Genomic DNA, 12,715 nt, shown 5'->3' with positions numbered 1-12,715 from the left:
CAGGTCGCGTGGCTCGCGTCCGCCGGGGGTGCATCCACCGCACGGAGCGACCGCGGAAGTGTCACCCGAAGACACGCCCGCGTAGCCCGCGCGGCAGGACCAACGCTAGCGATGCGGACTAATGTCGCGCAAGACGCATCCCCCGCGTGTCGCGGCGACAACTGAGTCGGTTGGCCGACGGTATGGCACCATGCGCCGGTGAGTTTCGACCTCGTGGTGTGGGCCCTGGACAACACGGACATGCCGGATGACGTGCGCGCCGCCAACGCCCGGTGCGCCCGCGGCGAGCACCCCCAGCGCCCCGCCGATCCGCGCGTCGTCGCCTTCTACGACGCGCTGACCAGCCACTATCCCGACCGCGGCCCGGGCGCCACGAAGTCGGGATCGCCGTGGGCCAGCGCGCCGCTGCACGCCGCCGCGGACCACATCCAGATGCGCCTGGACGAGAACTGCTCGGATGCGGTGCTCGAGACGATCGAACGGCTCGCCGGCGAGCTCAATCTCGACCTGCTCGACCTGCAGGACGGCACGGTGTATCCCCCGCCGGTCAAATCCCGCTAGGGAGTGGCTCCCTAGTCCTCGTCCCGCAGGTCCACGATGCTCCCCTTCGCGGTGCCGATCGCCGCCGCGACCGACGAGAACAGCTCGGCATCCACCGAGGAGTCGACGGTCAGCGCCATCAGCGCCTCGCCGCCCGCCTCGCGCCGGGCCACCTGCATCGCCGCGATGTTGACGCCCGCCTCGCCGAGGATCGTGCCGATCGCGCCGACCATGCCGGGCCGGTCCGAGTAGCGGAAGAACAGCAGCACGCCACCGGCGTCCATCTCCAGGTCGAACTCGTCGACCTGGGTGAGCTTGCGGGACTCGCGGGTGCCCGTGCCGGTGACGGTGCCGGCCACGCTCACCGTGCGCCCGTCCGGCAGCGCGCCCCGCACGGTCACCAGGTTGTGGTGGTCGGAGATCTCGTGGTCGACGACCAGCTCGACCTCGACACCCCGGTCGGCCGCGAGCTGCGGGGCGTTGACGTAGGTGACCTGCTCCTCCACCACGGACGTGAAGAGGCCCTTGGTCGCGGCGAGCTTGAGCACCGCGACGTCGTGCGACACGATCTCGCCGCGCACCTCGACGGTCACGCTCGCGGCGACCCCGCCCGCGACCGCGGTGAAGACCTTGCCGAGCTTCTCGGCGAGCGCCAGCAGCGGCCGCACGTCCTCGTCGACCACGCCGCCGGCCTGCACGTTCACCGCGTCGGGCACGAACTCGCCCTGCAGCGCCAGCTTGACGCTGCGGGCGACCGACAGGCCCGCCTTGTCCTGCGCCTCGGTGGTCGAGGCGCCCAGGTGCGGGGTGACCACCACGTTGTCGAAGGCGAACAGCGGCGAGTCGGTGGTCGGCTCGGCGACGAAGACGTCGATCCCGGCGCCGGCGACCCGGCCCTCGGCCAGCGCCTCGGCCAGCGCCCGCTCGTCGATCAGGCCGCCGCGGGCCGCGTTGACGATCCGCACCCCGGGCTTGACCGTCGCCAGCTCCTTCTCCCCGATCAGCCCCAGCGTCTCGGGGGTACGCGGCAGGTGCACCGAGATGAAGTCGCTCTCCCGCAGCAGCTCGTCGAGCCCGACCAGCCGCACGCCGAGCTGCGCGGCGCGGGCCGGCTGGATGTAGGGGTCGTACGCGATCAGCCGGGTGCCGAACGAGGCCATCCGCTGCGCGAAGAGCACGCCGATGCGGCCCAGCCCGACGACGCCGACGGTCTTGCCCTGCACCTCGACGCCGGTGTAACGCTTCCGCTTCCACTCGCCGTTCTTGAGCGAGGTGCTGGCGCTCGCCGTGTGCCGGGCGACGGCGAGCAGCAGCGCGATCGCCTGCTCCGCGGCCGAAACGATGTTGGAGGTGGGCGCGTTGACCACCATGACGCCGCGAGCGGTTGCGGCGGTGACGTCGACGTTGTCCAGACCGACGCCCGCGCGGGCGATGACCTTCAGGCGCGGGGCCGCTGCGACGGCCTCGGCGTCGATCTGGGTGGCGCTGCGGACGATGATCGCGTCCGCGTCGGCGAGGGCCGCGAGCAGGGTGATGCGGTCGGTGCCGTCGACGTGACGCACGTCGAAGTCGTGTGCCAGAACGTCGATGGCGGCGGGGGCCAGTTCCTCAGCGATCAGTACTACGGGAGTCATATGTCTCCACAGCTTGTCTCGCGGGCGGCCGGCCGCCGGACCTCTTGGCGATCCTAGGCGGACCGACGACCTGGGCGGGACGTCATCTTATGGTGACCGGTATCACAAGGATGAAATGTTGCCGTACGCCGCGGGACACCTGGCGACCCGGGTTGCCGATAGCCTGCTCCGCATGGCTGAAGCCCCCACCGACGCCGAGGAGACCGACGAGGACCTCGGGCCCACCATCCCCGAGCCGCCGCGGCGGGTGCCCTTCGCCGTCGCGGTCACCGCGTCGCTGCTCGGCCTGGTCGCGCTGACGCTGCTGATCGGGGCCATGCTGACCCTGACCACGAACGCGTACTACTCCGACGGGGTCGGCGAGGCAACGGCCGAGGGGCTGGTCACCGCCGGGCTCGCCATGAGCGCCGCCGTGGTCGCCGCGGTCGCGTGGTCGATGGTGCGCAACGGCAACACGATCGGGCCGATGATCGTCGGCGGCCTGGTCCTGCTCACCGGGTTGATCTTCCTGGTCAGCGCGGTGGCCGCCGACTCGGACACCGACGGCCTGCGCATCGGCGTTCTCGCCCTCGTGCTGGGCCTCGGCGTCCTGCTCGTCCCACTGTTCGGCCACGGGCCGCCCTACCTGGCCGCCCGCCGGGTCTGGGCGAACGCGGAGCGGGAGTGGCTGCACGACCTGACGACCCCGGCGGCGCCGCCGGCGTACCCGCAGGGACCGTGGCCCGGGCACTACCCGCCGCAACAGCAGCAGTGGGGTGCGCCGGCCCAGCCCGGATACCCGCCGCAGTACCGGTACCCGCCGCAGCAGCCGTGGCCCGGCGGGCCGGCGCCGCAGTATCAGGCCTGGCCCGAGACCCCGCCGGTCTGGTCCGCGCCCCCGGCCCAGCAGCCCGCGCACCCGCAACCCGCGCCGCAGCAGCCCGGGCCGCCCGCTTCCGCGGCGCCGGCCGTGTCCCAGCAGGCGCCGACCGAGCAGATCCAGCCCGCCGGGCAGGTGCAGCCCCCGCCGGTTCCGCAGGAGAAGCCGCAGCCCTAACGGGTGAACCCCGCGGGACCCGTTCAGCCGGCGGGTAGCGGGATCGAGTCCCGCTCGATCGGCGGCGCGGCGGTGTAGCCCGCCGACGCCCGGCCGTCGAACTGGCGGAAGCTGAGCGCCTCGGCGTCGAGCCCGTCGTAGAGCAACTCCAGGTCGAGGCTGCCGACGGGCGGGTAGACCCGCTCGCGCGGCGGCTCCTGGCCGATCTCCAGCGCGCCCTGCGCCACCATGAAGTCGATGATCGCCTGGCGCACCGAGGGCAGGGTCACCGGCGAGTGGTAGACGACGTTCAGGGCCTGCATCCGCATGCCCTGCACGTGCTCCTCGCCCTTGTTGTCGTGGAAGTGCGGGTTGCGGGTCTCGATCTGCAGCACCGGAACCGAACTGCTCATGACGTCCGGGCTCGCGCACTCCAGCACGCCGCCGAACTGCTCGAAGAGGTCCATGTACTCGTAGGGCTCGACGGCGAAACCGCCGGCCAGCCGCAGCTTGAGGCCCAGGTCGAGGCTCATCGCGTGCTCGCCGGCGTTGCCGGTCGCGATCACCTCCGTGCCGAAGCCCGAATACTCGGCGAGGAAGCGATTGAGCCACTCGTTGGTGATCTCCGAGCTGCGGCCCCGGCGGCTGAAGAACAGCCGGCCGTCGCGCAGCTTCGGCTTGGAGTGCCAGGAGATCCGGACCATCGAGTACGGGCTGTCGGCCAGGTGCAGCCCGGCGGCGTAGGCCTTGCAGTACTCGTGCACGGCGCCCGGCACGTAGTTGTCGGCGTCGACGTAGCCCACGTAGCGGCGGCCCGTCATCGCGGCCAGGGCCATGCCGATCAGCATCGCCTCGCCCTTGCCGGCACGGACCAGGCCGTCCTCGCCGATCAACTCCTCCATCCCCGCGGCCTTGAATGCGGCCGCGAGTCCGGGATCTTTCTGGTGGACGCTGATCGCCGACCGGCCGGCCAGCCGGCAGAACTGCTCGAGCGTCTGCGCCTCGCTCTCGTATCGGTCCACCGGCAGCTTGTCGCTGTTGGAGACCAACACAATGAGACAGTCGTGGGGAATTCCGGAGAGCACCCCTTCGATGACGCTTCGTGTCTCATTCATGCAAGGGACTACGATTACCATTTGCGACTCGATAGCGCGCAATGCTTCGGGGAGCACGACCCGGCTACCAGCCGAAAGACTGGGCTGGCCCGCATCATGCACGGCGCCCGAGTCAAGCTCGATCACCCTCTGCAGCTCATGAATCCGGACCGCGCCGAAGCGCTCACTCCGGAAAGAATCAGCCAGTCGCATACCGGGAATGTACCGCCTACCGTCGACCCGGCGGCGTCCGAACAGTACACAATTCGATGACGACGTCGGTTTGGTAAGCGGGACGTAACGCCCACGTTTCAGGTAGTCGAATGCTCACGCAAAACGCCGGGCCGGCGAGCCTTGCGGCGCACCGACCCGGCGTGCTTGCCGGTGGGAAAAGGTCAGGCTGTTTCGGTGATGGGCCGGTCGACCCAGCTCATCATGCCGCGCAGCTTCTTGCCGGTGACCTCGATCGGGTGCTCGGCGCCCTGCTCGCGGTACTTCTTCAGCTCCGGAGCGCCGGCCTCGTCGTCGGCGATGAGCCGGCGGGTGAACTCGCCGGACTGGATGTCGCCGAGGATCCGCTTCATCTCCTGCTTGGTCTCCGCGTTGATCACGCGCGGGCCCGAGACGTAGTCGCCGAACTCGGCGGTGTCCGAGACGCTGTAGCGCATCCGGGAGATGCCGCCCTCGTACATCAGGTCGACGATCAGCTTGAGCTCGTGCAGGCACTCGAAGTAGGCGATCTCCGGGGCGTAGCCGGCCTCGGTGAGCACCTCGAAGCCGGTCTGCACCAGCGCGGCCGTGCCGCCGCAGAGCACGGCCTGCTCGCCGAACAGGTCGGTCTCCGTCTCCTCCTTGAACGTGGTCTTGATGACGCCGGCGCGGGTGCCGCCGATCGCCTTCGCGTACGAGAGGGCCAGCGCCTGCGCGCCGCCGGTCGCGTCCTGCTCGACCGCGATCAGGGCGGGGACGCCCTTGCCGTCCACGTACTGGCGGCGGACCAGGTGGCCGGGGCCCTTCGGGGCCACCATCGCCACGTCGACGTCCGCCGGCGGCTTGATCAGCTCGAAGCGGATGTTGAGGCCGTGGCCGAAGAAGAGCGCCTTGCCGGCGGTCAGGTTCGGGGCGATCGACTCCGCGTAGATCTTCCGCTGCGCGGTGTCCGGGGCCAGCACCATGATCACGTCAGCCCAGGCGGACGCCTCGGCGGGGGTGAGCACCTTGAGACCCTGCTCCTCGGCCTTGGCGCGGCTCTTCGACCCCTGCTGCAGGCCGACCACCACGTCGACGCCCGAGTCGCGCAGCGACAGCGAGTGCGCGTGGCCCTGGCTGCCGTACCCGATAACGGCGACCTTGCGTCCCTGGATGATGGACAGGTCGGCGTCGTCGTCGTAGAACACTTCCGCGGTCATTCGTTCCTCACTTGAGCCTTTAGTCGGGTTATGGGCGGTGGCGGGGTGGTTGGACGGGCTTTCAATCTTTGGTGACTAGGCCGCGCGCAGGGCGGGGCCGGTAGTGATCGAGCGCGAGCCTCGGCCGATGGCGACCAGCCCGGACTGGACCATTTCCTTGATGCCGTACGGCTCGAGGTCGCGCAGCAGCGCGTCCAGTTTGTCGGGGTTGCCGGTCGCCTCGATCGTGAGGGTGTCCGGGGCGACGTCGATCACCTTCGCCCTGAACAGCTCGACCGTCTCGAGGACCTGCCCGCGCACGGTGCGGTCGGCCCGCACCTTGACCAGCAGGAGCTCGCGCTGCACCGACTGCTGCGGGTCCAGCTCGACGATCTTCAGGACGTTCACCAGCTTGTTGAGCTGCTTGGTCACCTGCTCCAGGGGTGAGGAGTCGGCGTTGACCACGATCGTGATGCGGGAGACGTCCGGGTTCTCCGTCTCGCCCACCGCCAGCGAATCGATGTTGAAGCTCCGCCGCGAGAAGAGGCCCGAAACCCGGGCGAGCACGCCGGGCTTGTTCTCCACGAGCACGGACAGCGTGTGCTTGTTCATGGTGGTAGTTCCCATCCGCCTAGAGGTCGTCCTCGTCGAAGCTCGGGCGCACGTCCCGGGCGAACATGATCTCGTCGTTGCTGGTGCCGGCGGCGACCATCGGCCAGACCATGGCGTCCTTGCCGACCGTGAAGTCGATGACCACCGGCCGGTCGTTGATCTCCAGGGCCGCCTTGATCGTCGCGTCCACCTCCGCCTTGGTCTCGCAGCGCAGGCCGACGCAGCCCAGCGCCTCGGCGAGCTTCACGAAGTCGGGGATGCGGTGCTTGTGGGTGCCCAGCTCGGTGTTCGAGTAGCGGCCCTCGTAGAACAGGGTCTGCCACTGCCGGACCATGCCCAGGTTGCCGTTGTTGATGACGGCGATCTTGACCGGGATGCCCTCCAGCGCGCAGGTGGCGAGCTCCTGGTTGGTCATCTGGAAGCAGCCGTCGCCGTCGATCGCCCACACCTGGGTGTCGGGCCGGCCGACCTTGGCGCCCATCGCGGCGGGCACCGCGTAGCCCATGGTCCCGGCGCCGCCCGAGTTGAGCCAGGTGCCCGGCTTCTCGTAGCGGATGAACTGGGACGCCCACATCTGGTGCTGACCGACGCCGGCGACGTAGACCGCGTCCGGGCCGACCAGCTCGCCGATCCGCTCGATCACGTACTGCGGTGCGAGGGTGCCGTCGGTCGGCTCGTCGTAGCCGAGCGGGTAGCGCTCGCGCAGGTCGTCGAGCTGCGCCCACCAGGACTGGTAGGCGGCCGTCCCGCCCGCGGTGCCGGAGACGGCCGCGATCAGCTCGTCGATGACGTGCCGGGCGTCGCCGACGATCGGGACGTCCGCGTGCCGGTTCTTGCCGATCTCCGCGGGGTCGATGTCGGCGTGCACGACCTTCGCCTCCGGCGCGAACGAGTCGAGCTTGCCGGTGACCCGGTCGTCGAAGCGGGCGCCGAGGGTGACCAGCAGGTCCGCCTTCTGCAGGGCGTACACGGCCGGGACCGTGCCGTGCATGCCGGGCATGCCCAGGTGCTGCGGGTGCGAGTCCGGGAACGCGCCGAGCGCCATCAGCGTGGTGACGACCGGGATGCCGGTCAGCTCGGCGAGCTTGCGCAGCCCGTCGGTGGCGCCGGCCTTGAGCACGCCGCCGCCCACGTACAGCACCGGGCGCTTGGCGGCGGCGATCAGCCGGGCCGCCTCGCGGATCTGCTTGCCGTGCGGGTGCAGCGTCGGCCGGTAGCCGGGCAGGTCCAGGGTGGGCGGCCAGGCGAACGTGGTCGCCGCCTGGAGCACGTCCTTGGGGATGTCGACCAGCACCGGGCCGGGTCGGCCCGAGGAGGCGAGGTGGAACGCCTCCGCCATTATCTGCGGGATCTCCTCGGGCGTCTGGATCAGGAAGTTGTGCTTCGTGATCGGCAGCGTGATGCCCTGGATGTCCGCCTCCTGGAAGGCGTCCGTGCCGATCGCGGGCCGGGCCACCTGGCCGGTGATCGCGACGATCGGCACCGAGTCCATGTACGCGTCGGCGATCGGCGTGACCAGGTTCGTCGCGCCCGGCCCGGAGGTGGCGATGCAGACGCCGACCTTTCCGGTGGCCTGCGCGTACCCGGTGGCGGCGTGCCCCGCGCCCTGCTCGTGGCGGACCAGGATGTGCCGGACCTTGGAGTCGTACAGCGGGTCGTAGGCGGGCAGGATCGCCCCGCCGGGGATCCCGAACGCCACCTCGACGCCGAGCGCCTCGAGCGACCGCACGAGCGAACCGGCCCCGCTGGCGGGGGTCGGGGACACCGTGACTACGGCCGGGGCGCCGGCTGCCGCCGCGACGGTGGCCGGGGTGGCACGGTTGGCGAGGGTCTCGGGTGTGGGTCTCGTCATGGCGATTCAGACCTTCGTTCGGGATGGGCGGGCCAGGTCGTCGTATATGTGAGCAACAAAAAAGGTCCTCGTGCCGAAGCACGGGACCTAGCGCACTCTCCTCACTCCTCGCGGAGGGAGAGTGCGCTCACATAAGTACTCGGGACGACAAGCACATGCGGCTAAGACTGCCCCATCTCACGGGGTGCGTCAACTGATCTCACATCTTGGTCACCCGTTCGCGAGACTTCCTCGTCCGAGAAGGCCGGATCGGTCGGCAGCAGCGCCCTGAGCTGCCGCATTCCCGGGCCCAGCATGATCACCTGACTGCGCGCGGGCGCGCTGGGCGGCGGCGCCGCCGGGCGGGCACGCTGGGCCGGAACCGGCCGGGCCCCGGAGGACCGGGCGGTCTCCAGCTGCGCCTCCAGGTGCTCGGCGGGCACCCCCCAGCCGAACAGCGAGCCCTGCCCGAGCCGGCAGCCGGCCTCCTCGACGATCGCCCGCTGCGCCGGCGTGCCGATCCCCTCGGCCAGCACCTCGAGCCCGAGCCGGTGGCCGAGCCGCACGACGACGTCGACCAGCGGCGCGGCCGTGCCCGTGCGCGACTCCGGCTCGGCGACCAGCGCGTGGTCGATCTTCAGGATGTCCACCGGCAGGTTACGCAGCTGCCCGAGCGAGGAGTACCCGGCGCCGAAGTCGTCGAGCGCGATCCGCACCCCCGTGGAGCGCAGCTCGCACAGCCGCCGGATCAGCTCGTCCATGTCGGTCGCCACCGCGTGCTCGGTCACCTCGAGCACGAGGCGCTGCGGCGGTACGCCGTACTTCTCGAGCACGCCGGCGACCTGGCCCGCGTAGTCGGCGGCGTGCAGCTCCTTGGGCGAGAGGTTCACCGACACCCAGACGTCGTGGCCGACGGCCAGCCAGCGGGCGAGCTGCTGGCACGCCTGATCGAGCACCCAGGAGCCGATCATGCTGATCAGCCCGGACTCCTCGGCGACCGGGATGAACTCGTCGGGCCGGACCGCGCCCAGCTCGGGGTGGTGCCAGCGCAGCAGCGCCTCGGCGCCGACGGGCCGCATCGAGGGCAGCGCCACCACCGGCTGGAAGACCAGGCGCAGCTGCCGGCGCTCGATGGCGTGGCGCAGCTCGTTCTCCAGCACGCTGTGCCGGCGCAGCAGCTCGTCGTAGCGCCGCTGGTAGCGCTCGACCCGGTTCTTGCCGCGCTGCTTGGCGTAGCGCAGCGCCAGGTCGGCGTCGCGCATCAGCTCGCCCGTGTCGCCGGGCGCGGGCGAGCCGGCGACACCGACGCTCGCCGACAGGAAGACTGAGCCGTCCTCGGTGTCGTACGGCTCGCCGAGCACCGCGAGCAGGCGCTTGCCGGCGACCATCGCCTCCTCGGGCGTCGCCCACATCAGCACCGCGAACTCGTCACCGCCGAGCCGCGCCGCCACGTCGCCGTCGCGCAGGTTGGCGCGCAGTCGCTCGCCCACCTCGACGAGCACGGCGTCGCCGACGTCGTGCCCGCGCATGTCGTTGACGTTCTTGAAGCCGTCCAGGTCGAGGCCGATCAGCACCCGCGGCCGGTCGCGCGCCGCGGGCTCGCGCAGCGCCCGGACCAGACCGCGGCGGTTGGCCAGCCGGGTCAGCGGGTCGGTGTGTGCCAGCTCGCGGAAGTGCGACTCCCGGTGGCGCAGCCGCAGCGTGTAGCTCTTCACGTCGGCCAGCGCCAGGTACTGCCGGGCCACCAGGGCGAAGCCCTCGACGCTGAAGCCCAGGAAGCCGAACACGTCGAAGACGCCGCCGGCGGCGAGGTGGTAGCCGAGCGCGCCGACCATCGCGGACATCGGCACGAACGCGTACCCGGTGTTGCGCTGGGTGATGTCGCCCCTGACCTCGACCGGCCGGTCGGCGATCTTGACCGCGTGCGCCACCACGACAAGCCCCGCCGGCAGCAGCACGGCGCCGAGCAGCACGATGCCCGGCCAGCTCCGGCAGATCCCGCTGGAGACGGCGGTCGCCGCGACGGCGACCAGCGTGACCCCGGCCGCCACCCGGACCGTGATGTGCCGGGGCCGGTGCGCGTGCACGGCCAGCACCGCGGTCAGCCCGATCGCGATCGCCGCGACGCCGGCCGGCAGCAGGATGGAGATGCCGGGCGCCGGCGTGTTGTCGCCGAGGATCCGGGTCGGCTCGGAGAGCAGCACCCAGCCGACGAACCAGAGCCCCGCGCCAGCGACGAACCCGTCGAGCAGGTGCCGCCACGCCGCGCCGGCGTTCTCCGCGGCGCCGGGCAGCACGAGCGTGCCCGCCAGCAGCGTGGACGTGCCGAGGGCCATCGCAACGGCGACGGCCGAGCCGAGCTGCGCCGGCCGCTGCGTCAGGAACAGGTCGCTGAGCAGCCCGGCGAGCGCCGCGGCCGTCGCGACCGCGGCACCCGCCGCGAGCAGCAGGTGGGCGCGGCGGGCGGCGCCGGTGTGCCGGCGGCCGGAGTTGGCCAGCAGCGCTACGGCCGGGACCGCGACCAGGAGGCTCGCCAGCCCGGCCAGCTCCACGCCGGACGGTGAGTGCACGGGAACACTCTGCCGTACCGGAGGGCTTTTCGGGAGGTGACCGATCGACCGGTTTCGAACCGAAACTCACGATCACCGTCCCGCGCTGTGGACGGGACGCCGCCCGGCGCGGATGCGGTCCTTACCGACGGTGGCAGAATGTAGAAATGCCTGAGCTGCGCTCCCGGACCTCGACCCACGGACGGACGATGGCCGGCGCGCGCGCCCTGTGGCGCGCCACCGGCATGACGGACGACGACTTCGGCAAGCCGATCGTCGCCATCGCCAACAGCTTCACCCAGTTCGTGCCCGGCCACGTCCACCTCAAGGACATGGGCGGCCTCGTCGCCGACGCGGTGTTCGCCGCCGGCGGCATCGGGCGCGAGTTCAACACGATCGCCGTGGACGACGGCATCGCGATGGGCCACGGCGGCATGCTCTACTCGCTGCCCAGCCGCGAGCTGATCGCCGACGCCGTGGAATACATGGTGAACGCGCACTGCGCCGACGCCCTGGTCTGCATCTCGAACTGCGACAAGATCACTCCTGGGATGCTGATCGCCGCGCTGCGCCTCAACATTCCCGCGGTGTTCGTCTCCGGCGGCCCGATGGAGGCCGGCAAGACGGTCGCCATCGAGGGCGTCGTGCACGAGAAGCTCGACCTGGTCGACGCGATGAGCGCCAGCGCCAACGAGAACGTGACCGACGCTCAGCTCGACACCATCGAACGGTCGGCCTGCCCGACCTGCGGCTCCTGCTCCGGCATGTTCACCGCCAACTCGATGAACTGTCTGACCGAGGCGATCGGCCTGGCCCTGCCCGGCAACGGCTCGACGCTGGCCACCCACGCCGCCCGCAAGGCGCTCTTCGAGCGCGCCGGCGAGCTGATCGTCGACATCGCGAAGCAGTACTACGAGAACGACGACGAGTCCGTGCTGCCCCGCTCGATCGCCAGCCGCGACGCGTTCGAGAACGCCGTCGCCCTGGACGTGGCGATGGGCGGCTCGACCAACACGGTGCTGCACCTGCTGGCCGCGGCCCGCGAGGCCGAGGTCGACTTCAGCGTGACGGACATCGACGCGGTCTCGCGCCGGGTGCCCTGTCTGTCCAAGGTCGCCCCGAACAGCCCGAAGTACCACATGGAGGACGTGCATCGGGCCGGCGGCATCCCGGCGCTGCTCGGCGAGCTGGACCGGGCGGGCGCGCTGCGCCGCGACGTGCGGTCCGTGCACTCCCCCGACCTGGACAGCTGGCTGCGGGCCTGGGACATCCGCGGCGGCGAGGCGTCCGACGAGGCGCTGGAGCTCTTCCACGCGGCACCGGGCGGCGTCCGCACCACCCAGCCGTTCTCCACGACCAACCGCTGGGCGACGCTCGACACGGACCGGGCCGAGGGCTGCATCCGGTCGGTCGAGCACGCATACACGGTCGACGGCGGACTCGCGATCCTCTTCGGCAACCTGGCCCCGGACGGCTGCGTGGTGAAGACCGCCGGCGTGGCCGAGGAGCTGTGGAAGTTCAGCGGCCCGGCCCGCGTCTTCGAGAGCCAGGACGCGGCGGTCGACGGCATCCTCGGCAAGCGGGTCGTCGCCGGCGACGTGGTGGTCATCCGCTACGAGGGGCCGCGCGGCGGCCCGGGCATGCAGGAGATGCTCTACCCGACGTCGTTCCTGAAGGGCCGCGGCCTCGGCAAGGCCTGCGCGCTGATCACGGACGGCCGCTTCTCCGGCGGCACCTCGGGCCTGTCCATCGGGCACGTCTCCCCGGAGGCGGCCTCCGGGGGCCTGATCTCGCTGGTCGAGACCGGCGACGAGATCACCATCGACATCCCCGGCCGGACGATCCACCTGAACGTCACCGACGAGGATCTGGCGCAGCGGCGGCACGAGCAGGAGCGTCGGCCCAAGCCGTACACGCCGGCCGACCGGCAGCGGCCGGTCTCCGCGGCGCTGCGCGCCTACGCGTCGATGGCGACCAGCGCAAGCGACGGCGCCTACCGCAAGGTTCCCGAATAATTTTCCCGTACGCCGGCAGTGGCTCGACCTGCAGTCG

Annotated in this window: 9 protein-coding genes; 3 read left to right on the top strand and 6 right to left on the bottom strand. The window is 71.1% G+C overall.

Annotation, left to right across the window (positions count from 1 at the left end):
- The first annotated feature begins 198 nt into the window (after positions 1–198).
- Positions 199–561, top strand: a complete 363-nt coding sequence (locus AB0B58_RS03200; protein ID WP_360216619.1) for a hypothetical protein — start codon at positions 199–201, stop codon at positions 559–561.
- 11 nt (positions 562–572) lie between these two features.
- Here the strand turns inward: AB0B58_RS03200 and serA are convergent, their stop codons facing one another.
- The gene (gene serA / locus AB0B58_RS03195; RefSeq protein ID WP_360216616.1) at positions 573–2,174 is read right to left on the bottom strand and encodes a phosphoglycerate dehydrogenase; all 1,602 of its coding nucleotides are present in this window, start codon (positions 2,172–2,174) and stop codon (positions 573–575) included.
- Between the two features lie 172 nt (positions 2,175–2,346).
- On the opposite strand from serA, the gene AB0B58_RS03190 reads away from it, so the two are divergent.
- Positions 2,347–3,210: a hypothetical protein gene (locus AB0B58_RS03190; RefSeq protein WP_360216613.1), complete on the top strand. Its 864-nt coding sequence runs from the start codon at positions 2,347–2,349 to the stop codon at positions 3,208–3,210.
- A gap of 23 nt (positions 3,211–3,233) precedes the next feature.
- On the opposite strand, the gene mpgS is transcribed toward AB0B58_RS03190, so the two are convergent.
- The 5 genes from mpgS to AB0B58_RS03165 form a co-directional block, all read right to left on the bottom strand.
- Positions 3,234–4,496, bottom strand: a complete 1,263-nt coding sequence (mpgS, locus tag AB0B58_RS03185) for a mannosyl-3-phosphoglycerate synthase (RefSeq protein ID WP_360216610.1) — start codon at positions 4,494–4,496, stop codon at positions 3,234–3,236.
- Between the two features lie 182 nt (positions 4,497–4,678).
- The gene (gene ilvC, locus AB0B58_RS03180) at positions 4,679–5,692 is read right to left on the bottom strand and encodes a ketol-acid reductoisomerase (protein ID WP_360216607.1); all 1,014 of its coding nucleotides are present in this window, start codon (positions 5,690–5,692) and stop codon (positions 4,679–4,681) included.
- A gap of 75 nt (positions 5,693–5,767) precedes the next feature.
- Positions 5,768–6,283 carry an acetolactate synthase small subunit gene (gene ilvN, locus AB0B58_RS03175; protein WP_023561968.1) on the bottom strand — a complete coding sequence of 172 codons (516 nt, stop codon included), beginning with the start codon at positions 6,281–6,283 and terminating at the stop codon, positions 5,768–5,770.
- Between the two features lie 19 nt (positions 6,284–6,302).
- Complete coding sequence (locus AB0B58_RS03170) at positions 6,303–8,135, bottom strand: acetolactate synthase large subunit (RefSeq protein ID WP_360216603.1); 1,833 nt, start codon at positions 8,133–8,135, stop codon at positions 6,303–6,305.
- 161 nt (positions 8,136–8,296) lie between these two features.
- Positions 8,297–10,666 (bottom strand): bifunctional diguanylate cyclase/phosphodiesterase, encoded by a 2,370-nt coding sequence (locus tag AB0B58_RS03165; protein ID WP_360217454.1) that lies wholly within the window; start codon positions 10,664–10,666, stop codon positions 8,297–8,299.
- Positions 10,667–10,830: 164 nt separating this feature from the next.
- Between AB0B58_RS03165 and ilvD the strand changes: the two genes are divergently transcribed.
- Positions 10,831–12,678 (top strand): dihydroxy-acid dehydratase, encoded by a 1,848-nt coding sequence (ilvD, locus tag AB0B58_RS03160; protein WP_360216600.1) that lies wholly within the window; start codon positions 10,831–10,833, stop codon positions 12,676–12,678.
- Positions 12,679–12,715: the final 37 nt, after the last annotated feature.

The sequence above is a fragment of the Actinoplanes sp. NPDC049118 genome (genome assembly GCF_040648555.1).
Lineage (GTDB): Bacteria > Actinomycetota > Actinomycetes > Mycobacteriales > Micromonosporaceae > Actinoplanes.
This window is presented reverse-complemented; position numbering and strand designations above follow the sequence as displayed.